This window comes from Chryseobacterium sp. Marseille-Q3244, from assembly GCF_940807095.1.
In the GTDB taxonomy this organism is placed as follows: domain Bacteria; phylum Bacteroidota; class Bacteroidia; order Flavobacteriales; family Weeksellaceae; genus Chryseobacterium.
This window is the reverse complement of the sequence record NZ_CALNWX010000001.1, coordinates 252,326-276,304: the sequence shown is the minus strand read 5'-3', so window position 1 is coordinate 276,304 and position 23,979 is coordinate 252,326. Positions and strand designations below refer to the sequence as shown.

General features: G+C 36.2%; 26 protein-coding genes. 11 read left to right on the top strand and 15 right to left on the bottom strand.

The genetic code is table 11. From position 1 onward, the window contains the following. Positions 1-21 precede the first annotated feature (21 nt). From NBX25_RS01245 to NBX25_RS01210, 8 genes are all read right to left on the bottom strand, one after another. Positions 22-1,425, bottom strand: coding sequence for a spore maturation protein (locus NBX25_RS01245; RefSeq protein WP_250252470.1), 1,404 nt, complete (start codon positions 1,423-1,425; stop codon positions 22-24). Positions 1,426-1,897: 472 nt separating this feature from the next. Then, entirely contained in the window at positions 1,898-2,407 is a 510-nt protein-coding gene (locus NBX25_RS01240; protein WP_123909487.1) for a DUF6973 domain-containing protein, read from the bottom strand. A 55-nt stretch (positions 2,408-2,462) separates the two neighbouring features. Then, positions 2,463-3,317: an acetyl-CoA carboxylase, carboxyltransferase subunit beta gene (gene accD, locus NBX25_RS01235; protein WP_123909486.1), complete on the bottom strand. Its 855-nt coding sequence runs from the start codon at positions 3,315-3,317 to the stop codon at positions 2,463-2,465. A 90-nt stretch (positions 3,318-3,407) separates the two neighbouring features. Then, on the bottom strand, positions 3,408-4,478 hold the full coding sequence (fbaA, locus tag NBX25_RS01230; protein WP_123909485.1) for a class II fructose-bisphosphate aldolase: 1,071 nt from the start codon (positions 4,476-4,478) through the stop codon (positions 3,408-3,410). Positions 4,479-4,547: 69 nt separating this feature from the next. Beyond that, the gene (locus tag NBX25_RS01225) at positions 4,548-5,414 is read right to left on the bottom strand and encodes an NAD kinase (protein ID WP_068941078.1); all 867 of its coding nucleotides are present in this window, start codon (positions 5,412-5,414) and stop codon (positions 4,548-4,550) included. Position 5,415: 1 nt separating this feature from the next. Further along, entirely contained in the window at positions 5,416-6,069 is a 654-nt protein-coding gene (locus tag NBX25_RS01220; protein ID WP_123858458.1) for a CBS domain-containing protein, read from the bottom strand. Between the two features lie 187 nt (positions 6,070-6,256). After that, positions 6,257-6,787, bottom strand: coding sequence for an RNA methyltransferase (locus tag NBX25_RS01215; RefSeq protein WP_123909484.1), 531 nt, complete (start codon positions 6,785-6,787; stop codon positions 6,257-6,259). 5 nt (positions 6,788-6,792) lie between these two features. Further along, positions 6,793-7,413: a toxin-antitoxin system YwqK family antitoxin gene (locus NBX25_RS01210; RefSeq protein WP_250252469.1), complete on the bottom strand. Its 621-nt coding sequence runs from the start codon at positions 7,411-7,413 to the stop codon at positions 6,793-6,795. 55 nt (positions 7,414-7,468) lie between these two features. Here NBX25_RS01210 and NBX25_RS01205 point away from each other — a divergent pair, with 55 nt between their 5' ends. Further along, a complete protein-coding gene (locus tag NBX25_RS01205; RefSeq protein ID WP_123909482.1) occupies positions 7,469-8,068 on the top strand; it encodes a hypothetical protein in 600 nt (199 codons plus the stop codon). Between the two features lie 11 nt (positions 8,069-8,079). Here NBX25_RS01205 and NBX25_RS01200 read toward each other — a convergent pair whose 3' ends face one another. Further along, on the bottom strand, positions 8,080-8,958 hold the full coding sequence (locus NBX25_RS01200; protein WP_250252467.1) for a bestrophin family protein: 879 nt from the start codon (positions 8,956-8,958) through the stop codon (positions 8,080-8,082). Positions 8,959-9,233: 275 nt separating this feature from the next. On the opposite strand from NBX25_RS01200, the gene NBX25_RS01195 reads away from it, so the two are divergent. Next, positions 9,234-10,112 carry a cupin-like domain-containing protein gene (locus NBX25_RS01195; RefSeq protein WP_123909480.1) on the top strand — a complete coding sequence of 293 codons (879 nt, stop codon included), beginning with the start codon at positions 9,234-9,236 and terminating at the stop codon, positions 10,110-10,112. Positions 10,113-10,151: 39 nt separating this feature from the next. Here NBX25_RS01195 and NBX25_RS01190 read toward each other — a convergent pair whose 3' ends face one another. Then, a complete protein-coding gene (locus NBX25_RS01190) occupies positions 10,152-10,682 on the bottom strand; it encodes a GNAT family N-acetyltransferase (protein ID WP_250252465.1) in 531 nt (176 codons plus the stop codon). A gap of 122 nt (positions 10,683-10,804) precedes the next feature. Between NBX25_RS01190 and mutS the strand changes: the two genes are divergently transcribed. Then, positions 10,805-13,393, top strand: coding sequence for a DNA mismatch repair protein MutS (mutS, locus tag NBX25_RS01185; RefSeq protein WP_250252463.1), 2,589 nt, complete (start codon positions 10,805-10,807; stop codon positions 13,391-13,393). Between the two features lie 230 nt (positions 13,394-13,623). On the opposite strand, the gene NBX25_RS01180 is transcribed toward mutS, so the two are convergent. Continuing rightward, complete coding sequence (locus tag NBX25_RS01180) at positions 13,624-13,785, bottom strand: hypothetical protein (protein ID WP_164464421.1); 162 nt, start codon at positions 13,783-13,785, stop codon at positions 13,624-13,626. 195 nt (positions 13,786-13,980) lie between these two features. Here NBX25_RS01180 and NBX25_RS01175 point away from each other — a divergent pair, with 195 nt between their 5' ends. The 3 genes from NBX25_RS01175 (at position 13,981) to NBX25_RS01165 (ending at position 15,615) form a co-directional block, all read left to right on the top strand. Further along, on the top strand, positions 13,981-14,469 hold the full coding sequence (locus NBX25_RS01175; protein ID WP_250252461.1) for a TlpA family protein disulfide reductase: 489 nt from the start codon (positions 13,981-13,983) through the stop codon (positions 14,467-14,469). 10 nt (positions 14,470-14,479) lie between these two features. Further along, positions 14,480-15,136 carry a thioredoxin family protein gene (locus tag NBX25_RS01170; protein ID WP_250252459.1) on the top strand — a complete coding sequence of 219 codons (657 nt, stop codon included), beginning with the start codon at positions 14,480-14,482 and terminating at the stop codon, positions 15,134-15,136. A gap of 77 nt (positions 15,137-15,213) precedes the next feature. Continuing rightward, positions 15,214-15,615, top strand: a complete 402-nt coding sequence (locus NBX25_RS01165) for a ribosomal maturation YjgA family protein (protein ID WP_250252457.1) — start codon at positions 15,214-15,216, stop codon at positions 15,613-15,615. A gap of 6 nt (positions 15,616-15,621) precedes the next feature. On the opposite strand, the gene NBX25_RS01160 is transcribed toward NBX25_RS01165, so the two are convergent. From NBX25_RS01160 to NBX25_RS01145, 4 genes are read right to left on the bottom strand one after another with little or no spacing between them, the layout of a single operon-like run. Then, a complete protein-coding gene (locus NBX25_RS01160) occupies positions 15,622-16,539 on the bottom strand; it encodes a YARHG domain-containing protein (protein ID WP_250252455.1) in 918 nt (305 codons plus the stop codon). Then, a complete protein-coding gene (locus NBX25_RS01155) occupies positions 16,536-17,171 on the bottom strand; it encodes a DUF2306 domain-containing protein (RefSeq protein WP_250252453.1) in 636 nt (211 codons plus the stop codon). The genes NBX25_RS01160 and NBX25_RS01155 overlap by 4 nt, the downstream gene beginning before the upstream one ends. Before the next feature lie 9 nt (positions 17,172-17,180). Beyond that, positions 17,181-17,573, bottom strand: a complete 393-nt coding sequence (locus NBX25_RS01150) for an energy transducer TonB (protein ID WP_123909472.1) — start codon at positions 17,571-17,573, stop codon at positions 17,181-17,183. A gap of 29 nt (positions 17,574-17,602) precedes the next feature. After that, complete coding sequence (locus tag NBX25_RS01145; RefSeq protein WP_250252451.1) at positions 17,603-18,805, bottom strand: BaiN/RdsA family NAD(P)/FAD-dependent oxidoreductase; 1,203 nt, start codon at positions 18,803-18,805, stop codon at positions 17,603-17,605. A gap of 115 nt (positions 18,806-18,920) precedes the next feature. Between NBX25_RS01145 and NBX25_RS01140 the strand changes: the two genes are divergently transcribed. The 5 genes from NBX25_RS01140 (at position 18,921) to NBX25_RS01120 (ending at position 23,940) form a co-directional block, all read left to right on the top strand. After that, positions 18,921-19,415: an acyl-CoA thioesterase gene (locus NBX25_RS01140; RefSeq protein WP_123909470.1), complete on the top strand. Its 495-nt coding sequence runs from the start codon at positions 18,921-18,923 to the stop codon at positions 19,413-19,415. Positions 19,416-19,506: 91 nt separating this feature from the next. After that, positions 19,507-20,568 carry a thiamine-phosphate kinase gene (gene thiL, locus NBX25_RS01135; protein WP_250252449.1) on the top strand — a complete coding sequence of 354 codons (1,062 nt, stop codon included), beginning with the start codon at positions 19,507-19,509 and terminating at the stop codon, positions 20,566-20,568. A gap of 88 nt (positions 20,569-20,656) precedes the next feature. Next, positions 20,657-21,478 carry a helix-turn-helix domain-containing protein gene (locus NBX25_RS01130; protein ID WP_250252447.1) on the top strand — a complete coding sequence of 274 codons (822 nt, stop codon included), beginning with the start codon at positions 20,657-20,659 and terminating at the stop codon, positions 21,476-21,478. Positions 21,479-21,646: 168 nt separating this feature from the next. Then, positions 21,647-22,855 (top strand): multidrug effflux MFS transporter, encoded by a 1,209-nt coding sequence (locus NBX25_RS01125; protein WP_250252445.1) that lies wholly within the window; start codon positions 21,647-21,649, stop codon positions 22,853-22,855. Positions 22,856-23,031: 176 nt separating this feature from the next. Beyond that, complete coding sequence (locus tag NBX25_RS01120) at positions 23,032-23,940, top strand: DUF6268 family outer membrane beta-barrel protein (protein WP_123909466.1); 909 nt, start codon at positions 23,032-23,034, stop codon at positions 23,938-23,940. Positions 23,941-23,979 lie beyond the last annotated feature (39 nt).

The following is a 23,979-nucleotide window of genomic DNA, read 5'->3' as shown; positions in this document are numbered from 1 at the left end:
AACTGACAACCAGCAACTATATTAAGCAAAGAATAAATAAGCAAGCGCTATAGAGGTAATAATACCTACCAAATCGGCCAGAAGCATGGCTATTACCGTATATCTTGTGTTCTTTATAGCTACGGCACCAAAGTATACCGCAATTACGTAAAATGTAGTATCTGAACTTCCCTGAAGAACGGCTGCTAACTTCCCTTGGAAACTGTCTGCTCCAAAAGTTGCCATCGTGTCTACCATCATTCCCCTTGCTCCCGAACCTGATAAAGGCTTGATTAATGCTGTAGGAAGTCCATCCACAAATCTCGGATCCAGTTTGGCTGCATTGGCGATCCATTTCATGCCGTCAATAAGAACATCGAAAACTCCGGAAGTTCTTAATAAGGAGATAGCGATCAGCATTCCAACCAGGTAAGGAATAATCTTTACACAGGTGGTAAATCCTTCTTTGGCACCTTCAATAAAGGCATCAAAAACGTTGATCTTTTTATACACGGCTCCAAGTACGATCGCAAGGAAAATAAAAAGAATAAGCCCGTTGCTTAATACTTTGCTAAAGTCATCAAGCTCGTCTTTGCTCAATTGTACAAGATAGACAACTAATAATCCGATAATCGCTGAAATTCCCCCCACATAAGCAATAACTATTGGACGAAGAAGATTGATTTTTTGGTATAAAGAAACAATAATCATAGCCGCCATAGTTGCGGTAAAGGTGGCAATCATACAAGGAAGGAAGATATCAGTAGGTGTTTTGGAACCCATCGAAGCCCTGATGGCAATAATTGACACCGGAATAAGTGTCATTCCTCCTGCGTGAAGACACAGGAACATGATCTGAGAATTACTGGCAGTATCTTTATTGGGATTTAAGGTCTGTAGACTTTCCATTGCTTTCAGTCCGAATGGAGTAGCAGCATTATCCAACCCCAGAAGATTAGCACTGAAATTCATCAGCATATGGCCAAATGCCGGGTGATTTTTGGGGATGTCTGGAAATAGTTTCGAAAAGAAAGGTTGAATAAACCGGCTTAAAAGATTAATTCCGCCTGCTTTTTCAGCAATACTCATGAATCCCATAAAAAGGGTCATGATTCCAATCAAACCCAAACATATTTTTACTGCAGTTTCTGAAGTTCCAATAACTCCATCAGCTTCCTGAACACGGTAAACTTTTACATTTTGCTTTAAAGAATCTGTTTTATAATGAATTCTGCTGTCTGCAAAATCATTTTTTTTCATCAGGCTGTCCTTCACAATTGGAGACAGGGTATTCATAGGCTGGGAGGTGATCTTCACTGTGTCACCGCCTTTTCCTACCACCATATCGTTAAAAATGGTTTTGTAATGGCTTGATGAAATGTATTTTATACTGGCAATGGCAATGGCAATGATAATAAAAGCCGACCAAATTCTGCTAAGAACCATTCGATTGATTTAATTGTTTAAACTTATCAAAAATACTTTAAACTACAAAAGTCACAAAAGAATTAAGTATTTAAGTTTTTAAAAAGTTTGGACTATATGGCTGAAAAGTATTTAAGCTTTTGAAAATCTTTGATTTCGACTTATGTTTTTATACAGATTTGTTTTAAGGCAAAATTCACAAAGGTTTTTATTGGAAAATATAAGTTTTACGTTAGTATTCAGCAGAGATTATTATTAAAGACCATTGCTGAATGAAGTGGCCTTGTGAACGAAAAATACCACAAGGTTTTATTGTTTATTTGCGCATTTTTAGCGTTTGAAATAAAAATAACAGGCACTCATCATTGTAATTCTGAGAAAGAAAGAATCTCAATGATACCTTAGATTCTTCATTTGAATTCGTTACATTAAAAATGACAGAACATCATGACTACCCCATAAGAGCAATATAAAATTTATATATTATTAAAAATTACTCTTCCAGATAAACAAGATGTCCTTCAAAATCATCATCCAGATTTTTTAACACCTTGGCATCATCCATCTTTTTTACTAATCCGTCTATAAAAAAGCTTTTTTCAAAGAACTGGCGGTGGATTCCTGGTAATAGCTCCATAAAATAATCCATTCCGAACTTGTTATTATGAAGATCCATTTTGGTTTCCAGAGGTTGATTGGGGAAAAGTTCTTCGTGCATATCGGTCATTCTTTTACAGAAGTCCAAAGCTTTTTTAGGCGAAGAAATTTTGCTGCAATACATCATAATGAAACAGCACCAGAGCGCATGCCTGAAAGCATTTCCTATCCCATTATTAGAGGCAGTAGCGGGAAATTTTGTCTGTGCAATGGTATATGCTTTAACGGTAGCATGAAAGCTGAGTATGGCAAAAAGAGGATGGGGGAGAATCAGTGATAAGAGACGGATGATCTTCTTAAAACTCATACTCCTGATGGTATTGAAAAATATTTTAAAAGTCCTCATAAAATAAAAATCTCTCCCTAATTAGAGAGAGATTGTATTGTTTTTGTTACAGAAACTATGCTTTAGCAGCTAATAAATTAACAGTTTTAGCTACAGTATCCTGAATTTCAGTTCTTTTTACAATGAAGTCAACAAATCCTTTTTCCTGTAGGAATTCAGAGGTCTGGAATCCTTCCGGTAGGTCTCTACCGATGGTTTCACGGATTACTCTTGGACCTGCAAATCCGATTAATGCTCCCGGTTCAGCCATGATGATATCAGCAGTCATCGCGAAAGATGCTGTAATTCCACCAAAAGTTGGGTCACAAAGGTAAGCGATATATAAAAGACCAGCTTCTGAAAGCTGAGCCAATTTAGCCTGCACCTTAGCCAATTGCATCAAAGAATAAGTGGCTTCCTGCATTCTTGCACCTCCCGACTGACAGATAATCATATACGGAAGTTTGTGCTGGATACAGTAGTCTACTGCTCTTCTGATTTTTTCACCCATTACAGAACCTAAAGATCCTCCAATAAAAGCAAAGTCCATACAAGAAACTACCATTTCAGTTCCTTTTACAGTTCCTACAGCGTTTCTGATAGAATCTGTAAGTTTTGTTTTTGCTTTTACTTCTTTTAAACGGTCTTTATAAGGTTTTGTATCCTTGAAGTTTAAGATATCAATACTTTCAACATTGGCATCCAGTTCGGTAAATTTACCACCGTCAAAAAGGATGTCAAAAAATTCCGCACTTCCTATTCTTACATGAAATCCGTCTTCAGGAGAAACATAACTATTTCTCTTTAATTCATCATGTTCCACAACTTTTCCGGATGGAGTCTGATGCCATAGACCTTTGGGAACGTCCTTTTTCTCATCAGTAGAGGTGGTAATGTTTTTTGCTTTTCTTTTAAACCAGTCGAATGCCATTTTTAATTGTATTAATGTATAAATGTAAAATGTACCAATGTAATTATATTCATTAGGAATACGTATTACATTGATACAGATGTACAGTTCTTATTTTAAAGTATTTACGTTATTTAAATCTTCAAATGCTTGTACCAATCTTGTAGAGAAAGTTTCCTCACCTTTTCTTACCCAAACTCTTGGGTCATAGAATTTTTTGTTTGGCTTTTCTTCACCTTCAGGGTTTCCGATTTGAGCTCTTAAATAATCAATATTGTTTACCATATAATCTCTAACCCCTTCTGTATATGCAAACTGAAGGTCAGTATCGATATTCATTTTGATTACTCCGTAGTCGATTGCTTCTCTGATTTCTTCCAAAGTAGATCCTGAACCTCCGTGGAATACAAAGTTAATTGGCTTATCAGCAGTTCCGAATTTCTCCTGAACATATTTCTGAGAGTTGTCAAGGATTTTTGGGGTAAGAACCACGTTTCCTGGCTTGTAAACTCCATGTACGTTACCAAATGCAGCCGCAATCGTAAAGTTATCAGAAATAGCTTTTAATTTTTCATAAGTATAAGCTACATCTTCAGGTTGAGTATATAATTTAGAGTTATCAACGTCTGAGTTGTCAACACCATCTTCTTCACCACCCGTTACTCCGATTTCTACTTCAAGAGTCATCTGAAGCTTAGCCATTCTTTCAAAATATTGAGCTGAAATTTCAATGTTTTCTTCTAAAGGCTCTTCAGAAAGGTCTAACATGTGAGAAGAGTAAAGAGATTTTCCTGTCTGCTTGAAGAATTCTTCGTTAGCATCCATTAATCCGTCGATCCAAGGCAATAATTTCTTTGCACAGTGGTCTGTGTGAAGAATTACAGTTGCTCCGTAAGCTTCTGCAAGAGTATGAATATGTTTTGCTCCTGCGATAGCTCCTAAGATTGCAGACTTTTGTCCGTCATTGCTTAATCCTTTTCCTGCATTGAAAGCCGCTCCACCGTTTGAAAACTGAATAATTACAGGAGAGTTTAATTTCGCTGCAGTTTCCATTGTAGCGTTTATGTTGCTTGATCCAATTACGTTTACTGCAGGTAATGCAAATTTGTTTTCTTTAGCATACTGAAAAATATCAGTAACTAACTGACCTGTGGCAACTCCTGCCGGAAAAATTCTGCTCATGTTTTACTTTTTATTATAAATTTATTAGGTGCTTAATTTCGTGTAAAGGTAATCATTTTTAAGAAATCATTAATTTCTTTTGTCACGTCCCCAAAGCAGCTTCTGACGGATGGTTTCGTAAAAACTCAAATTGTTCGGTTGTACCAGAAGGAGCTGAAAGTCTGCTTTTCTGATGATGATTTCCTTATCGGTTTCAATATGGATCAGTCTGGAGTCTAAAGACAATGAATATTGAGGGACTCTGCTTTCTACTCTGAATTTAATTTCCACTTTATCGTTTACTACTAAAGGTCTCACATTCAGGTTGTGAGGGGCAATAGGAGTGATGACGAAGTTTTCGTTATTCGGAGAAATGATGGGGCCGCCACAGCTTAAAGAATAAGCCGTAGATCCGGTAGGAGTGGAGATAATCACTCCATCCCCCCAGAATACATTTAAAAATTCATTATTAATATAAGAATCTACCGTAATCATGGAGGTGGTCTCCTTTCTTGAAATCGTTACGTCATTTAAGGCATAAGGAAAAGATCCTTCCAGATTTGGAGAAACCACTTCAATGACTGAACGACGGCTTGTTTTTACATCTCCTTTTAAGATAGAATCCAGTTCTTTAAAGGCCTCTTCTTTGGTAAAAAAGGCAAGAAATCCTAATCTTCCGGTATTTACACCTACGACTGGGATCTCAAGATCTTCAATAAATGTAAGGGAATTTACAATGGTTCCATCTCCCCCGAAGGTAAAGAAAAGATCTACCTCCTTATCTAAAAGGTCCTGTTTATTATTGAACGTTTCGAAAATTTTTGAAAACTGAAGTGCTTCAGCCATTTCATCATACAGAACAGATTTTACACCTCTGGTTTCAAGTTCAGAGATAAACTTGCTTAAATATAAAAAAGTATCAAGATCTTTTTTCTGAGAATATATGGCTGCCTTCATGTTATATTTCTATAAATTTTTGGAAAAAACCGAAGCGGTCTTTAAACAGATCGGATTTCTCATCAGAATAGTATTTTTCAACAATTCTGTAGTCGTACCGGTCAAAAGTTGAGTCTATCGAGGCTAAGTTTTCATTGCTGATCTTGATGGTAATGTGAATGACCTCATCTGACATAAAGCTAATGAATCCCCCATAAAATTTCGAATTATTGCTTTCCACAATATTGGCAATTTCCGTCATTGAGTATTTTCTGGCAGGCGTCTCTATCGTAAGAATAGCTCCTGATTCTGAAAATAGGGGATAACGGGAAAGGTCCTGAAAAATATCATCACAGGTAATATAACCCAAATACTTTTCACTCTTATTAATTACCGGGATCACATTGGTGCTAAACGTATAAAACAGACGGATACTGTCCATAATATTATTATCATCCAAAATGGCAAATCGTTCGATTTGATGCTCAAGATCCTTCAAAGTTCCCCCTTCCTCTTCGTATAAAAAGTCCTTAGCAAGGGCTCCATAAAAGTGGTGGGATTTTTTGATGAAAATATGAGAATATCCGAAGGCTTCCAATGTATTTCTTGCCGACTCTATAGAGTCCGACAAGCTAAAACATGGAAAATCTTTTGAGATATAGTCCTTGATAAACATTGTGCTAATTTATAAAAAATTAAACGAAACTGTTTCTGAAAACACGACTTTTTTTAAGTTAAAACAAAAAAAATGCCGTTAAAATTTGTTTGTAAACAAAAAAAAGGTACCTTTGTCGCCTTTCATTTTTACTTTTTATTAGATTTATTTCAAACTGCACTGTCTACTAATGACATATGCAGTTTTTTTATTTTAGGGCTTTTGCAAACTCCCACATTACAATTCCACCACATACACTTACATTAAGAGAATGCTTGGTACCAAGCTGTGGAATCTCTAGAAATACATCTACATTAGGGAGTACCTCATCACTGATTCCTTCCACTTCATTTCCTAAAATCAAAGCATATTTTTTTGATTTGTCAATAGTGAAATCTGTAATCATCTGGCTGCCGGTAGTCTGTTCAATTCCTATGATTTCATATCCTTTGCTTTTCAGATCTGCAATAGCATTGTTGGTGTCTTCTTCATGAGACCAGTCCACACTTTCTGTTGCACCCAAAGCCGCTTTGTGAATTTCACGATGGGGCGGTTGTGGAGTAATTCCGCAAAGAATTATTTTTTCAATTAAAAAGGCATCTGCCGTTCTGAAGGCAGCACCTACATTGTGCATACTTCTGATGTTATCTAAAATGACGACCAACGGAATTTTTTCAACTTTCTTAAATGTTTCTACATCTATTCTGTTCAGTTCCTCCAGTTTTAGTTTCTGTACCAATTGTATTATTTTGTTGAGATTAATTTTCCGTCTTTATAGACCTCTGTTTTTTCAATGCTTCCGTCTTCACGGTAATGGATTCTGTTGCCATTCCATTTATCATTGACAAATTCTGTTTCACGCTGTAGTTTGCCTGATGGATAAAATACTTTCCATTTTCCGGTGGCAAGACCATTATCATACAATCCGGTCTGCTTTATGGATTTTCCATCTTCATGAAAAAGTTTGGTTTCTCCATTCAGTTTTGCAAATTTATAATTAGAAACCTCTTCTACAACTCCTTTGGGAGAATAAAAAGTAGCGGTAAAGCTGTTATCATAAACATTTTTATCACCATTTCTATATATTTCTTTAGCAGTAAGCGTTCCATTTTTATCATAGTAAACCCATTCTTTTACTTTGAAATCTTTTTTGAATTCACCTTTTGCGTTTACTTTTCCGTTATCGTGATAAAAAACAGCATCCCCTTCTTTTTTCCCTTTCTTCCATTCGACCGTATTTTTTACCTGTCCGTTGTCATAGAATTCCTTGCAGCTTCCTTCCTGCAATCCGTCTTTATATCCACAAGGTTTCTGTGCCAGTCCCATCATGGAAAAAGAAAAAAACAATAGAAAAATGTATTTCATAGCTATTTTTATTTCAAAAATAGTAAAATACTTATATTTGATTCAAAAATATACTATGAAAAAATTATTCACTTTATTTATACTGATGTTTGCTTTTTTGCATACACAAGCACAAAATACGTATTATCCACAAGCTTTCTTTGATAAAAAATTAGCCCGTGATATGCTGGCATTCGGAAATTCAACGATTGAAGGGGTTGCTTCTACCAAACAAAAAAATAATTGGGGAATCAAACCATTGCTAGGACAGAAACATTATGCTCCGAAAGGAACAGTCATCATGCTTTTTCCGGTAACTCCTTATTTCGAAGAGTTTTATAATATGAGAAAGAAGTATGAAAATAAAAAAACAACGGTGTATATGTCTGAAGAGGCCTTTAAATATAGAGTGGAGGCTTTAACGGATGACCACGGGAGATTTAAATTTGAAAAACTGAAGCCTGGCAAGTATTACCTCGAAACGATTGTGAACTTTACGGCAACGGGAAGCTATCAGCAGCAGACCGGAACAACAGATACTTATAATGGATTGGGTAACTATTTGTATTCATCCCCTATCTATTCCACATTTTTCTACGGTTACGATGCTGCCAACAGAGAAAGTAAGTTTGTAGAAATTAAACAAGACGGAGAACTCAAAGAAATCAACCTTTAAAGGTTGATTTCTTATTTTTTGCTCATGATCTGATGAACATTTTTCTCAATATTCTGGGCTATTGTCTCCATTGGGATATCATTTTCATCATTGTTGAAAGGATCTTCTATCTCTTCAGCAATCATTTCAAGACTCATCAGTACATAATAGACAAAAACAGTAAGAGGTATCATGAAAAGCCCTATCGTAATCACGTAAGCAATAGGAAGAGCAAGTACATATAGGATGATGAATTTTTTAATAAACGAGGAATAAGAATAGGGAATAGGAGTATTTTTAATCCTTTCACATCCACCACATACATCAAGAAACCCTGACAGCTGAGTGTCCAGATACAGCATTTCAATCTCTGAAATCTTGCCTTCTTTTTTTAATTGGCTAAGTTTATGACTTAAAAGAATAATAATTTCACTCGGCCCATGGTTTTTCAACGTTTTTTCAATCTCTGAATAATCTCCGTCCAATGCCAGTCGGGTAGATTCCTTAGAAAGGTGTTTGGCTAAAAAGTGAGGGAAATATTTTAAATATCTTGAAACCTGTTCTGCATCCTGACGGTTATCTCCAAGAATGGTATTGATTTTTATAGCAAAGTTTCGGGTATCATTCACCAGCTTTCCCCAAAGTTTTCTTCCTTCCCACCATCTGTCATACGCAGTATTGGTTCTGAAGACCAGTAAAAGAGACAATACAAATCCCAGCAGGGAATGAATCATCCCTACATTACTGATGCCTGATTTTGCAGTAAGGTGAAAATATCCTACTTCCAGATACTGAATTCCCCAGGAATATAATCCAACCATAATCATACTTGGAAAAAGAATCTTCAGGGTATCACTTTTGTGTAAACTGAAAAGTATTTTAAGGAAATGTTTCGTGTTATAGACTCTCATAAATTCGCTTAATACCACAAATATAAATTTTTCATCCGAGCTCTGCTAATAAAGTAAGGAAGTCTGAAGTTGGAAAAGGGAAGTAATTGAAGCAAAAGAACAGGGATATCACGCTTTTAATGTCTTTGACAAATCCCGTCAATTTTATTATAACCGAATTCTTTTTTGAACCAACATTAACCTCGGGCCTCCTTTTTCCGGCTTCCCACCTTTTATCTTAATTTTTACGGTTTTCAAAAAAACACTATTTTTAATTCACATTAAATACAAAGTATATGATCCTCGAAAACGTAGATGTAGTCAATGATATCAGTAAAGAAGATTTTCAGAAGAATTATTTCAAAAAGCAGAAACCTCTTTTAATCAAGAATTTTGCGAGCCGTTGGGATGCTTTTGATCAATGGAATCTTGCCTATATCCGAGAGAAGGCAGGCGACCAGGATGTTCCTTTGTATGACAATAAACCTGCTGATGCGGCTAAAAGTTCCGATGCTCCGGTAGCCAATATGAAAATGAGGGATTATATTGATACGATAAAAAGTAAACCTTCAGATCTCAGGATTTTCTTCTACATTATTACAGACAGACTTCCGGAACTGCTTAAAAATTTCACCTACCCTGATCTTGGGATAAAATTCTTTAAAAGGCTTCCTACGTTATTCTTTGGGGGAAGTGAAGCTCATGTTTTGATGCATTATGATGTAGATTTGGGGGACTTTATGCACATCCATTTTGAAGGGAAAAAGAGAATTTTGTTATTCGATCAGAAACAGTCGCCGTTTTTATATAAAGTTCCATTATCTGTTCATACTATCTATGAGGTAGATTATGAGAATCCTGATTATGAAAAATTCCCGGCACTGAAGTACGCGAAAGGATATGAAATCTTTATGGAACACGGAGATGCTCTTTTCATTCCTGGAGCATTCTGGCATTTCAACCGATATCTTGAACCTGGATTTTCATTATCATTAAGAGCACTTCCCAATAAACCCAATGTGTTTGCCAATATGCTGTATCATGTCTTTATCATGAGATATACAGATAAGATTATGCGTAAGCTGTTTAAATCAAAATGGGTAGATTATAAACAAAAGTGGGCCTATAAGAAGAGTTCAGAAGCTTTGGAAAAACATTTGAGGGAAGGAAATTAGAAGTTTCTACCCTCCAGCATCTTCTTTCAACTTCCAGCCTTATTTATTAATCAACCCGAAGATTTTAGCGTCCACAAATTTTCCTTTTTCGAAAAAATAGTCCTTGAGGGTTCCTTCTTCCTGAAAATTCAGTGAGGTCAGAAGCTTTTCGGAGGAAATATTAGCAGGATCAATAAAAGCATCTACACGATGTAATCTCATACGTTCAAAACCGAATGTAAGAATAGGAAGAATGGCTTCTTTCATATAAGCCTGTCTCCAGTAAAGAGGATTGAGTTCATATCCAATTTCAGCTTTGAAATGTTCTTTGTACCAGTTATGATAACCGCAGGTTCCAATTACTTTACCATCTGATTTTAGCTGTAAGGCCCAACGGTAACCTTTTTCTTTCTCAAATTCACTGTTGAAATGCTGAATAATTTGCTGGGCATCTTCAATAGATTTGAATGCTTCAAGATCATAATATTCCATGACTTCTTCCAAAGAAAAATATTCGAACAGATCTTGGGTATCATTAAGGGTAAGCTGTCGCAAAATAAGTCTTTCAGTTTCTAAAACAGGAAATTCCATGGATGTGATTTTATGGTGAAAATACAATTAATTCCTGATAAAGAAAAGTTATTCAGGGATAACCGTGAAACAATTCTGTAACCCTGGATTTATTTTTTTAAATTTGGGGCTCATTTTTTACTATGGCAAAATCGAAGAAGGAAACTCCACTCATGACTCAGTATAACACCATCAAGGGCAAATACCCGGATGCACTTTTGCTTTTCAGAGTAGGAGATTTTTATGAAACTTTTGGGCAAGATGCCGTGAAGACCTCTCAGATACTGGGAATTGTTCTTACCAAAAGGAATAACGGAGAAGGAAGTGTAGAATTGGCAGGATTTCCGCACCATTCAATAGATTCTTATCTTCCCAAATTGGTAAGAGCTGGAATGAGGGTGGCTATCTGCGATCAGTTGGAAGATCCCAAAATGGTTAAAGGCATTGTAAAAAGAGGCGTTACAGAATTGGTAACTCCAGGGGTTACTTTCAATGACCAGGTTTTAAATTCCAAAAAAAATAACTTCCTGCTTTCCCTTCATAAAGAAAAGGAAAAATATGGAATTGCTTTAGTAGATATCTCTACGGGTGAATTTTTAGTAAGTGAGGGTAATCTTGAAAAGCTATTGCATATTGTCAATACTTTTGATCCCAGTGAAATCATTTTCCAGAGAAGTGTACAGATTCCAGAGCAAATTAAGAATAAAAATTCCTTTAAGTTGGAAGACTGGGCTTTTCAATACAGTTTTGCCTACGAGAAATTAACCAATCATTTTAAAACGAATTCCTTAAAGGGATTTGGAGTGGAAGCTCTTCCGTTAGCTATTACTGCAGCAGGAGCTATTTTTGCATATCTTGTAGAAGATACTCACCATAATTTACTTTCTCATATCACCAAACTTCAGATCATTCCACAGGAAGATTATCTGATGATGGATAATTTTACATTAAGAAACCTGGAGATCATTTATCCAAGCAACCCACAAGGAAAATCATTGCTGGATATTATTGATAAAACCTCAACCCCAATGGGAGGAAGGCTGCTAAGAAGAAGGATTATTCTTCCTTTAAAATCTGTTGATGAAATTTCGAGAAGACTTTCCCTGATTGATTTCTTAAACGAAAACGATCATCTTAAATATGAAATAGGGCAGCTATTAAAGTCAATTTCCGATCTTGACCGATTGATGGGGAAACTGGCTGCAGAGAAAATTTCGCCTAGGGAATTAGGGCATCTGCGTCAAAGTTTAATCAATATTCATAAAATTAAAGCATTATTGCATCCTCATGCGGATGTACTGGCATGGTTAGAGCCTCTGTTTGATCTTGAAGAACTGATCAAGTTCCTGCAAAATAACCTTAATGAAGAACTTCCGGTAAGTATTGCCAAAGGAAACGTAGTAAAAGATGGGGTTTCTGAAGAACTGGACCGATTGAGAAATCTTCAGAGCAAAGGACGTGGATTTCTGGATGAAATGTGCCAGAGAGAGATTGAAAGAACAGGTATTACAAGCCTTAAAATTGATTTTAATAATGTTTTCGGATACTATATTGAAGTCCGAAATACTCATAAAGACAAAGTTCCGGATGACTGGGTGAGAAAACAAACACTTGTGAATGCAGAACGATACATCACTGAAGAGTTAAAGGAATATGAAAGCCAGATTCTGGGTGCTGAAGAAAAAATAGGCGCTTTGGAAAGCCAACTGTACAGAAATGTATGTGCTGAAACTATGGTTTACATTGATCAGATTCAAGGAAACTCTAGTATTATTGCCCAGATTGATGTTGCTGCAGGGCTATCTGAGCTAGCAGTGTCAGAAAGCTATACTAAGCCTATCTTAAATGACGGCTATGCTATTGATTTGAAAGAAGCAAGGCACCCGATCATTGAAAATGCGCTTCCGTTAGGAGAAAAATATATTCCGAACGATATCTTCCTGGATAAAGATTCCCAGCAGATTATCATGGTTACTGGTCCCAACATGGCCGGTAAATCTGCGATTTTGCGTCAGACAGCTATTGTGTGTCTTTTAGCTCAGATTGGAAGTTTTGTACCTGCTAAATATGCGGAAATCGGGCTGCTGGACAAGATCTTTACAAGAGTAGGAGCTACAGATAATATTTCTGCAGGAGAATCTACTTTCATGGTGGAAATGAATGAAGCAGCCAATATCTTGAATAATATATCAGAACGAAGCCTTATTCTTTTGGATGAAATTGGGCGTGGAACGTCTACGTATGATGGGGTTTCCATTGCATGGGCTATTGCGGAGTATCTTCATCAGCATGTTACACAGGCTAAAACTTTATTTGCGACTCATTACCATGAACTGAATGAGATGACTGTGAATTTTGAAAGAGTAAAAAATTTCCATGTTTCTATTCAGGAGAACAAAGGGAATATTATCTTCATGAGAAAATTGGTTCCAGGGGGCAGTGAGCATAGTTTTGGTATTCATGTGGCTAAATTAGCCGGGATGCCTGCCAAAGTAGTAAACAGAGCGAATGAAATTCTTAAAACCCTTGAGGCGAGTAGAAGCCAGGAAGGGGGAGCTTCAGAAAATATCAAAAGGGTAACCGAAGAAAATATGCAGCTTTCTTTCTTCCAGCTGGACGATCCGGTTTTGGAGAATATTCGGGAAGAGCTTACAAAGATAGATATCAATACTTTGACCCCGATTGAAGCTTTAATGAAGCTCAACGCCATAAAAAAAATGATTGGAGGATAATCCAATCATTTTTTATTCTTAATATTTAAACTTGATTAACAGCAGTATCCGTCTTTACCTCTAGGACCGATAATCATAAAATGGCTGCTTACTCCTCTAAGTTTGCATAGGTCTTCTGCACAGTTGGCCTTAGCCCCACCGCTAATCTCCTTGAGCTCAGCTTTGGTAAGCTTCTTTTTTTGAGTGAATGATTTTTTCATATTTCTTAATTGGGTATTATTAATCTGTAACTAGCAGCAAGGTCCATCCTGAATGCCATAAACTCCATATAATTCTTCTCCTGTATTTCTGTCAGTACAGCTGAATACTAACGGACAGATAGGCCCTGCTCCGTTAATTGATTTCATTTCTCTCTTAGTAAGCTTCTTTTTTTGAATGGTTGATTTTTTCATAATAATTTGTTTTGATTGTATTCAAATATACAAAATTATCCAAATAATTCTATTGATCGTGAAAAAGATGTCAATGTAAGATAATAAAAAAGAGAGACTTAAGCTTTGTTGTATGTTTTAGAGAGGGAAAGGAGATGTTTCGAAGTGATTATGTTTTGTATACTTTTGATTTACATTATTTTATTAAATTTGAAGATGAAGAATTTATTAACACTCCTTGCAATCTTTATGTTCTGCACACTATATAAAGCTCAGCAGACCGAAATTTCTGTTTTGAAATACGAAGATCTGGAAAAGAAAATCCAATCGGAGAAAAATAAGTTTCTGGTCGTTAATTTTTGGGCAACCACCTGTGCTCCTTGTGTGAAAGAGCTTCCTCATTTTATGGAAATCAATAATCAATATGCCGGTAATTCTAAGTTTAAGATGATTCTGGTTTCACTAGACAGGCTGGTAGATAAAGAAAGGGTTTTAAAATTCATTAAAAACAAAAATCTGACCGCTGAAGTTGTGCTTTTAGATGATATTAAAAGAATGAATATCTGGATTCCAAGATTTGAAAAAAAGTGGGATGGAAATATTCCTGTAACAATTTTTTATAAAAACGGAGAAAAAGTATATTTCAATGACGGAGAAATGAGTAAAGAGGATCTTGGGAAAACAATTACTGAAAATCTACAATAAATAATTGATTATGAAAAATCTGAAAATTTTAATGGCAGCTTTTATCGCTGGATTAGGCTTATTAAGCTTTACAACAATGAATCACGATAAAAATAAACCTCAAAAAGAAAGTATTTCAGCTGTAAAAGGCTACGAAGTGGGAGATGAGGCTACTGACTTTAAGCTTAAAAATATTGATGGAAAAATGGTTTCCCTGAGTGATTTTAAAACAGCCAAGGGGTTCATTGTTATTTTTACCTGTAACCATTGTCCGTATGCCAAGAAGTATGAAGACAGAATCATTGAGCTTGATAAGAAATATAAAGATCAGGGATATCCGGTCATAGCAATCAATCCAAATGATCCAAATGTACAGCCTGAAGACGGCTACAAGCAGATGATAGATAGAGCGAAACAAAAAGGATTTACTTTTCCATATCTGGTGGACGAAGGGCAGAAGATCTATCCGCAGTATGGAGCTACCAAAACTCCGCATGTTTTTATACTACAGAAGGAAAACGGGAAGAATATTGTAAAATATATAGGCGCTATTGATAACAATTATGATAATCCTAATGATGTATCAGAATACTATGCTCAGGACGCGGTAAATGCTCTAATAAAAAGTGAACCATTAAAAATGACAAAAACGGTTGCTATCGGCTGTACAATCAAGGTAAAGAAATAATATATTTGTCAGAATAAAAATCGGTGTTTTTAATGAATGCCGATTTTTTATGTCCTAACTTTTAATAAAACATACACATGAAATTCCAATTTAGCCTGAAATATCTCCTTATCTCAATTTTTATTTTCCTTGTTGAGGTACTGATCGCAACAAAATTAAAGGATATTTTCTTTGTAAGAGCTTATCTTGGAGATGTCATTGTTGTCATACTTCTTTATACTTTTGTGAAAAGCTTTTTCAGAGTTAATAATGAAAAACTTATTCTTGGAATTTTAATTTTTTCTTGTTTCGTAGAGTTTGCCCAATATTTCAATATTGCGGAAAAACTAGGCTTCCGTCCTGGAAGCCTGATGTATATTGTGATTGGAAATTCTTTTTCCTGGATTGATATTCTGTGTTATGTCGCAGGTTGTGTATTCCTCTATGTGTTTGTAAAGCTGACAAAAAAAGAAAACTTAATCTCACCTTCAAACTCCTAGTTTTTTCTATCTTCCAAAGCTGTCATATTTATCTTCAGCATATTTAATAAATTTGTTCAGGAGTGCCACATTATCTTTTTCCATAGGGGAAAGCTCGTTATCTACATTATTGGAAACCGGAATATACCAATTGGTCTGTTCAAAGAAATCCCTGTAAGTTTCTTTTTTAAAGGAATATCCATGTCTTGCAAATACGGAGTTCTTGATAATTTCCAGATCCAGTTTTCTTAAGTTTTTAAGGTCTTTTTCATTGAGTTTTTGTTTAGAGGCATTCAGCTTAAAGACGGCATCAGAAGCTACCCGATTTTTTGATGTTGTATAGCTTTCGGTTTTCCCATCACTATCTGTGTACTTCTCAACAAAAGACTTAGGATTATTCCAGTCTACCAGGTTTGAATCCGGATCAAGCATAAAATTGGGGTTATAAACAAATTCCTTTTTAATGAGTTTGAGTGATTTTAGAGGAGCTTTTACTCCTTTTGTGTTGAAGGCATTCCATTTTCCCGTTAAGCTATCTCCACTCAGTTTTACCTCAAATCTGCCATCTGTTTTATCATTACCCGGCTCATCCAGTACAAAAGATTTTGACGTTTCATTAAAAACTCCTCTTACCGGGCGTTGGTTTCCATTCACAATGCTTTGTCCATACACACTGTCTTTGGTAATCCTGTTGATTTTTAGAGAAATTTTTTTGTAGACGCTCTCATTATATTCAGAGCCATCTACATCGTCAACTATTTTTTCCATTCCTGCAAAATCACCGGTGTAAATCCCGTAATATTCCTTATGGATCTCAGGAATGACCACAGAGTCTTTTTTTGCTGTTAGGGAATCTTTGTTGGATTCATTCGGTTTTCCATCTTTTTTACAGCTAATAAGCACTGCTGCAAGAAGAGAAATAAAGGTGTAATTTAAAATTTTCATATCTGTTTTTTTGTGATTAAATATTCAATTAAAAGGATATTGGGAATCCATCCCAGCCATGCAATGATTTGGTAAACATCCATAGGATTGGGATGAAATAAATATACGATAATAACTTTCCACATCCGTAATGTGATGGCTGATAATGTAAAAGCAAAGCTCCGCCACATCCATTGCTTATGTTCTTTAAACCTTTTCTGTCTGGCCAGCTGATAAGCTTTGAAGGTAGAAAACCACCATAAAAAGCCCAGTATAACGAATGAAATCTTTGAAAAAAGTCCTCCATTGGCAAAAAATCCCATATAAATTCCAGAAGGGGCAGCCAAAAACAATATAAGAAGAATATAGAGCTTTCCTATATTTCTGTGGAAATTTTTTAGCCTGAAATCTTTTCGGAGTATTGCAAGAAACCCTGAAAGAAGTACAAAAATACTGGTGTACACATGAGCGTAGAAAAAATAGAGATATTCCGGCCTGTGCTCCACTTCAGTTTGTTTAATCATCAGGAAGCTAACGTTAGGATTCAAAGGAATATATTCCAGAGTAATCATAACCATCAGCCAAAAGAAATATATAAATCCTATGATGAGCAGGATTTTGAAAAAAGTGATATTTCTTTTGGCTGAAAGCATACCCATATTTTAATCAAAATCTATCGACATTGGAAGGGTATACCAATAGTCTACAGGTTTGTTTTTATAAACTGCGGGCTCCCATTTTTTGTTTATGGTATTGATGACCCGTATCAATTCTTTATTAAAGCTTTCCTGCTCTCCGTTCGCTGTCACAGAGCTCAGTTCTCCCTTGGAATCAATTAGAAACCGTATCTCTGAGTTTGCTGAGTCTGTAATGGTACTAAAATTTAATTTACTCATAATGAGTGTTTTGAATACAGCAATTCCTCCTGGAAATTCAGGTCTTATATCTGCTTTATTGGTGTAATCTTTTACAGGGGATTCTGCCGGGTCCTGTTTTGCCTGAGAAAAACACAATGTGAACCCAAACGTAAATAATAGAAATATTAATTTTTTCATGTGTCGTTATCCTTATTTTTAGTGATTTTTTATAGGGAATTTAAATCCTGTGCAATCAACCAACCTTCACTCCAGCAGGCCTGAAAATTGAATCCGCCTGTTACAGCATCTATATTCAATACCTCTCCGGCAATATAAAATTTGGGAAGAAGTTTTGAAGACATGTTCTTAAAGTTAATTTCCTTTAAATCAACACCTCCTGCCGTTACAAATTCGTCTTTAAATGTTGATTTTCCGGTTACCTGAAACTTTTTCTTACATAAGTTTTCAAGGATTTTCTGCATCTCCTTGCCTGAAATATTGGCTACCTGCTTATTGAGATCTACCTTTGAAATATCCAGAATTTTCTGCCAGAATCTATTCGTAATATCAAAAATCTTCGATTGTCCGATGGTCTTTTTAGGATTGCTCTGTTTAAAGTTATGGAACATTTCCTCGGCATCTTCTAAATCAATCGAAATAAAATTAACCTCAATTTCAAAATTATATTTAAGCTTGGCCAAACTTATAGCCTCCCATGCAGAAATTTTCAAAACAGCAGGTCCGGAAAGTCCCCAATGGGTAATCAATAGAGGTCCGCTTTCATCGGTTTTCAGCTTAGGAATAGAAATTCCTGCGTTTTCAAAGCTTGTTCCCGGAAGATCTTTTAAAAGTTCATCTTTGATATTAAACGTAAAAAGAGAAGGAACAAGGTCTACAATCTTATGACCTAGATTCTCTACAATTTTTAAAGATTTAGGGGAGCTTCCAGTACTATATACGATATAATCTGCCTCAAAATCTCCGGAATTGGTTTTTACAAGATATTTTTCATCCTGTTTTTCAATTTCCTTTACAGAGCATTTTGTCTGCACCACCACATTTTTCTTTTGAGCTTCATTCAAAAAGGTATTGATGATGGTCTGTGAAGAGTTGCTTTCAGGAAAAGTTCTGTTGTCATTTTCTATTTTCAACGGAACATTGCGCTGATCGAACCATTCCATGGTGTCACCCGGTTGAAATTTGGTGAAAACGCTCAATAATTCCTTGTTTCCACGAGGATAGAACTGTACCAGTTCTCTTGGATCGAAGCAGGCGTGGGTCACATTACAGCGTCCCCCTCCGGAAATTTTAACTTTCTGAAGGACATCTGAGTTCTGTTCTAAAATCGTAATTTTATATTTCTTTTCGTCAAGGTTGGATGCGCAGAAAAAGCCTGCAGCACCACCTCCGATAATAATGATCTGTTTCATGTATGGGTAATCCTATGCTGAAGATTATTTTTTCAAAAGTACAATTTTTATAAACCATCTTATTTGAGTATTTTTGAAGATTATAATTTTTTATTATACCCAAAACGATTTCAGTATGATTTTCTACCATAAATTTGAAGTGCGTTGGAGCGACCTTGATGCCAATAAGCACTTAGCCAATTCATCATATGTACAATATTGTGCGCAAGCCAGGATGGCTTTTATGACCAAAGAGAAAATGGGGGTTACCCAATTAAGCAGATGGGGAATCGGTCCTGTTATCCTGCACGAAAGATATTCTTTCTTCAAGGAGATCTATGCTGATCAGGTAGTTATTGTAAGCGTAGAAATAGATGGATGTTCAGATGACTCTGCTATCTATCGTTTCGTTCATAAATTCTACACTCCGGATGGGGCACACTGTGCTACTGCCGAAGCTACGGGAGTTTGGATCGATATGATGTTAAGAAAAATGACAACACCACCAGATGATGTGGTGGAAGCAATGAATAAATACAAAACACCGGAAACTGTGGTACTATCAAAAGAAGACTTTAAAAAGTTTCCTTTTCATCCACACAATGTTGATCCGGCAGAATTTACAAAGTAATTCAACGTTTAAAGTTCAGAGTTCAGTGGTATAACAGACTTCCAAAGCTTTATACCATTTTGCCGTGAACATTGTACAAAAAAGAAATTTTATGTTTGAAGATAAATCCCAGGAGCTGACGCCCATTTCTAAATTAGGAGAATTCGGTCTTATTAAGCATTTGACTGAGCATTTTCCTCTATCCAATGAATCTTCGGAGCTTGGAGTAGGAGATGATGCAGCAGTGATTAACCCAGATAATAAAAAAGTAGTTCTTACTACGGATGTTCTGGCGGAAGGCGTGCATTTTAATTTAGGGTATGTTCCATTAAAGCATTTAGGTTATAAAGCAGTAGTTGTAAATCTGAGTGATATTGCAGCTATGAATGCGGTTCCTACACAGATTTTGGTCTCTTTAGCAGTTTCCAACCGTTTTCCGGTAGAGGCTTTGGAAGAAATCTATGCAGGAATTCAGGCTGCGTGTGCAAGATATAAAGTAGACCTGATTGGTGGAGATACCACAAGTTCCAACTCTGGATTGGTAATGAGCATTACAGCAGTAGGAATTGAAGCGGATGAAAATATCGTGAAGAGAAGTGGAGCAAAACCTAATGATCTTCTTGTGGTAACAGGAGACTTAGGAGGAGCTTATATGGGACTGCAAATTCTGGAAAGAGAGCATGCTGTTTACCTTGCAGATCCGAATATGCAGCCGGAAATGGAAGGGTATGATTATATCCTGGAAAGACAATTGAAACCTGAGGCAAGAACAGATGTTAAAGCAATTCTGGAAGAGTTGGATATTAAACCGACTTCCATGATTGATATTTCAGACGGTTTAGCTTCTGAAATCCTTCATCTTTCCGATCAGTCTAAAGTAGGATTCAGACTGTATGAAGAAAAGGTACCGTTGGATAACCTTACCATCTCTACCGCAGACGAAATGAACTTAAATCCTGTAATGACGGCATTAAGCGGCGGTGAAGATTATGAATTACTATTCACAATTTCACCAGACGATTTTGATAAAATTAAAAATCATCCTGACTTTACCATCATAGGACATGCTGTTGAAAAAGAAGAAGGGAACTTTATGGTAGCAAGAGGATCAAACCAATTGGTCGCTCTTACTGCTCAGGGATGGGATGCCTTTTTAGGAAACCAGAACGGATAAAATTATTTAATTTTAAATATTGTAGAAAACCGCAGCACTTTTTTTGCTGTGGTTTTTGTTTATAGAGTAACGATTAAAAAATACATTAATGATTATACCAGAAAAAGAAATACCAATGCATCATCTGACTTCTGAAAAATTTCAGATGAGCACTTTGAGTGCGGCTGGTCCAGAGAATTTTCATGATGTTCACCGGCATAATTTTTTTGAAATTATCTGGTTCAGAGAGGTGTATGACAATAGTTGTTTAGAACTGGATTTTGAAAGCTATACACTTGAAAACAATCAAATCTGTATTATTGCACCAGGGCAGGCTTTCAATATGAAAATAGAAGGAGAGGAAGGATATGCCATGGCCATAAGCCGTGAAATCTTCAACGAAGCCTGTGATATTGAATCTGTACTTACCGGAGGAGTGCTTCCGTTTTTTTTAGACCCTAAAAATGAGAAAACATGCAGTACAATCCTTTCATTGATTGAGCAGGAATACAAAGCAACGTCAAGGACAGAACTTTTAAAGGCCTATCTGAAAGCGTTTTGTATCATCATTGGAGAACAAATTAAATCTCAGGAACCTTTATTGAATGACCGTCAGCGAATTCAGGACCTGATAGGATTCATTGAGAAACATTATATAGAGCACAAAGAAACAAGTTTCTATGCTGAAAAATTGAAGATAAGCTCCCATCACCTTAATGACATTGTGCGTGTTCTGAGGGGAACAACAGTAAAAAAAATGATTGCCCAACGCCTTATCCTGGAAGCCAAAAGAGAACTAAGTTTTGGAGCGCTCACTGTGAAAGAGATTGCTTTTAAACTCGGTTTTAACGATGCTTCATATTTTTCAAGGTTTTTTAAGAAACATACCGGTCAAAACCCTGACTATTTTAAGAATAATGAAAAAAGATAATCTTCAGTATTTACAATTTTGATAAGCCTAAACTGATTGTTTTCATTTGTTTCTGTATTTAAATCTTCAGTTTGTCCTATACTTCCTTCAGTTCTTTTATTGTAATTTTTTGCTTTTTAAGGCAATTTTGCATCCTGAAAAAAAATCGCCTGTGAAGGCTTACAATTTATGAAGAAGTTAGGTATTGTAGTGTTTATTTTAGCATTACTCAACACGTTAGAATCCTTAAGTATAGATCTTTATCTTCCTGCTTTTCCGAGCATGGCTGAAATTTTTAAAACCGATATCGGGCATATTCAGATTTCTATTTCTGTTTTCTTTGCCGGATTTGCTTTTGGACAATTATTATGGGGACCTTTATCAGACAAAACAGGTCGTAAACCGATGTTATATTGCGGGCTTCTCCTTTTTATCATAGGAGCTACAGCCATCTATTTTACCTCAGACATTTACGTTTTATGGGCTATGCGTTTCTTACAGGCTTTTGGAGGAAGTGCAGGGATTGTTATTGGAAGAGCAATTATTATTGATCTTTATGATAAACAAAAATCAGTAACCATTTTTGCGCAGCAATCTCAGATCAGTGGAATTGCCCCTATTGTAGCACCCTTGATGGGAAGTGTATTTCTGAAATATTGGGGCTGGAACAGTTCATTTGCGTTTTTATGTATCATGGGACTCATTACCTTCTTTATGGTATACAAATATGTTCCGGAAACGAATACTAGAATCAACCTTCCTGATCATGAACGAGTTGATGAAAAAGGGTTAAAAGATCAGCTGAAAATGATTATTTCCAACAAAGAGTTTATCAACAGTACAATGGTTGGAAGTATTGCGTTTGCTTCTCTGATTATTTATATTTCAAATGCTCCGTTTTTATTTATGGAACTTCACGGGTTTTCCAGTGAGACTTTCAGTTTTATATTTGCATTTAATTCACTAGCCCTGATAACTGCGGCTTATATTACTCCGAGACTGATTAAAAGAATCAGTAATTCAGATCTTTTATTTGGAGCTACATTAATGTTGTTACTGGTATGTGCACTGCATATTCTGATTGCAGCAGGAAGTCTTTCTGTAGCATTGGAAATAGCAATGCTGTATTTATCATTGCTGGCCATAGGAATTCTGTTTCCTATTACTTCGGCACACGCTTTATCTCCTTTTAAAGAGGGAAGAGGGACTGCTGCAGCATTATTAGGATTCATGCAGCTTATGGTAACCTTTTTAATTTCGGGATTATTGGGTTTCCTGGAAGCAGATTCTATTATGCCGATGGTGGTTACACGCACCGGAATGGCGGTGGTGGCTGTATGGTTTGGATATCAGATTTTTAAAAGTAAAAAGACTACAGTACAGCAATCTGTTGCTTAAATGAGTAGGGAAGGGGAAAGAATAGATATTATTGAAAGTTGCTAAATTTCCGATTCCTCTTCCGAATGAAAATGTTTATCCTGCCATTGCTTCTATTGGTCATACTAATTAGACACTTAATCAAGTAATTTTTGTAAAAAATAGTCAAAAGGTTCTCTTTGCATAAAATTTAGAATATGAAAAGAAACCTTTTGACGGCTTTTTGCTGTCTGCTGCCGTTAGGGTATTGGGTAAATGCACAATCGGGAATCTCTGCAGAACTTAAAACAGAATACATTCCGTCCTCCAATTATATCCGCCCGGAAGACAGTGTGAAAACCAATTCCAAAAGTGATTTTAAAAGAGTAAATCTGAACCTCAGCATTCCATTATCAGTAAAAAAAGACAAAGAAGGGAAGGTAAAAGCATGGTCTATGCTGCTGAGTGGGTCTTATGCAAAAATGTCACACAAAAACTACGAAACTCCGTTATTTCCGGAGCAGATGCTGAACGCACAGGTCGGATTACAGCATGTAAGACCTTTAGGAAAGAAATGGAGTATGATGATGATGGCTTCAGTAGGAGTATATACTGATATGGAAAAAGTAAGCTTTGATGATGTGCTGGGGCAGGGAGGTATCGTATTTATCAGGCATTTTAGTCCGAATCTTGCTTTGGGTGGAGGTCCGGTGCTTACGACGGCATTTGGGGTTCCAATGGTTCTGCCATGGATTTATTTCGACTGGAAAACCAACGGGAAGGTCAAGTTCAGAATTAATTTCCCAGAAGGTGCGGAAGCCGGATATGAGTTTTCAGATGCTTTTACCTTAAAAGCAGTGGTTAACCTTAGTGGAATGACCGTAGAAAGAAAGAAAGACGGAGAATCTATAATGTTTGGTTATCAGCAGATCACAGCAGGACTAAGACCGGAAATAAAGCTCAATGATAAGCTGAGCATAGGAGTTACAGGAGGGTCAACCTTGGTAAGAAGCTTCACAGAAAGTGAGCGAAAAATCAAAAGTATCTTTAAAGAGAAAAAAATTGCAGATCCTAAGTTTGCCAGTACGTTTTATGTAGCTGTTTCTTTACGCTGGAATTTACCTTAAAATAGAAGAAAAGAGGCCGGAATGTATTTATTTGATCTT

Excerpts from the sequence above, each read along its gene's own strand:
- NBX25_RS01130 (WP_250252447.1), top strand. The coding sequence starts at position 20,657 with ATGATTATACCAGAAAAAGAAATACCAATGCATCATCTGACTTCTGAA.
- NBX25_RS01145 (WP_250252451.1), bottom strand. The coding sequence starts at position 18,805 with ATGAAACAGATCATTATTATCGGAGGTGGTGCTGCAGGCTTTTTCTGC.
- mutS (WP_250252463.1), top strand. The coding sequence starts at position 10,805 with ATGGCAAAATCGAAGAAGGAAACTCCACTCATGACTCAGTATAACACC.
- NBX25_RS01165 (WP_250252457.1), top strand. The coding sequence starts at position 15,214 with ATGAAATTCCAATTTAGCCTGAAATATCTCCTTATCTCAATTTTTATT.
- NBX25_RS01220 (WP_123858458.1), bottom strand. The coding sequence starts at position 6,069 with ATGTTTATCAAGGACTATATCTCAAAAGATTTTCCATGTTTTAGCTTG.
- NBX25_RS01195 (WP_123909480.1), top strand. The coding sequence starts at position 9,234 with ATGATCCTCGAAAACGTAGATGTAGTCAATGATATCAGTAAAGAAGAT.
- NBX25_RS01245 (WP_250252470.1), bottom strand. The coding sequence starts at position 1,425 with ATGGTTCTTAGCAGAATTTGGTCGGCTTTTATTATCATTGCCATTGCC.
- NBX25_RS01205 (WP_123909482.1), top strand. The coding sequence starts at position 7,469 with ATGAAAAAATTATTCACTTTATTTATACTGATGTTTGCTTTTTTGCAT.
- NBX25_RS01240 (WP_123909487.1), bottom strand. The coding sequence starts at position 2,407 with ATGAGGACTTTTAAAATATTTTTCAATACCATCAGGAGTATGAGTTTT.
- NBX25_RS01225 (WP_068941078.1), bottom strand. The coding sequence starts at position 5,414 with ATGAAGGCAGCCATATATTCTCAGAAAAAAGATCTTGATACTTTTTTA.
- NBX25_RS01160 (WP_250252455.1), bottom strand. The coding sequence starts at position 16,539 with ATGAAAATTTTAAATTACACCTTTATTTCTCTTCTTGCAGCAGTGCTT.
- NBX25_RS01155 (WP_250252453.1), bottom strand. The coding sequence starts at position 17,171 with ATGCTTTCAGCCAAAAGAAATATCACTTTTTTCAAAATCCTGCTCATC.
- NBX25_RS01150 (WP_123909472.1), bottom strand. The coding sequence starts at position 17,573 with ATGAAAAAATTAATATTTCTATTATTTACGTTTGGGTTCACATTGTGT.
- thiL (WP_250252449.1), top strand. The coding sequence starts at position 19,507 with ATGTTTGAAGATAAATCCCAGGAGCTGACGCCCATTTCTAAATTAGGA.
- NBX25_RS01170 (WP_250252459.1), top strand. The coding sequence starts at position 14,480 with ATGAAAAATCTGAAAATTTTAATGGCAGCTTTTATCGCTGGATTAGGC.
- accD (WP_123909486.1), bottom strand. The coding sequence starts at position 3,317 with ATGGCATTCGACTGGTTTAAAAGAAAAGCAAAAAACATTACCACCTCT.
- NBX25_RS01140 (WP_123909470.1), top strand. The coding sequence starts at position 18,921 with ATGATTTTCTACCATAAATTTGAAGTGCGTTGGAGCGACCTTGATGCC.
- NBX25_RS01120 (WP_123909466.1), top strand. The coding sequence starts at position 23,032 with ATGAAAAGAAACCTTTTGACGGCTTTTTGCTGTCTGCTGCCGTTAGGG.
- NBX25_RS01125 (WP_250252445.1), top strand. The coding sequence starts at position 21,647 with ATGAAGAAGTTAGGTATTGTAGTGTTTATTTTAGCATTACTCAACACG.
- NBX25_RS01180 (WP_164464421.1), bottom strand. The coding sequence starts at position 13,785 with ATGAAAAAATCAACCATTCAAAAAAAGAAGCTTACTAAGAGAGAAATG.
- NBX25_RS01200 (WP_250252467.1), bottom strand. The coding sequence starts at position 8,958 with ATGAGAGTCTATAACACGAAACATTTCCTTAAAATACTTTTCAGTTTA.
- NBX25_RS01210 (WP_250252469.1), bottom strand. The coding sequence starts at position 7,413 with ATGAAATACATTTTTCTATTGTTTTTTTCTTTTTCCATGATGGGACTG.
- NBX25_RS01175 (WP_250252461.1), top strand. The coding sequence starts at position 13,981 with ATGAAGAATTTATTAACACTCCTTGCAATCTTTATGTTCTGCACACTA.
- NBX25_RS01190 (WP_250252465.1), bottom strand. The coding sequence starts at position 10,682 with ATGGAATTTCCTGTTTTAGAAACTGAAAGACTTATTTTGCGACAGCTT.
- fbaA (WP_123909485.1), bottom strand. The coding sequence starts at position 4,478 with ATGAGCAGAATTTTTCCGGCAGGAGTTGCCACAGGTCAGTTAGTTACT.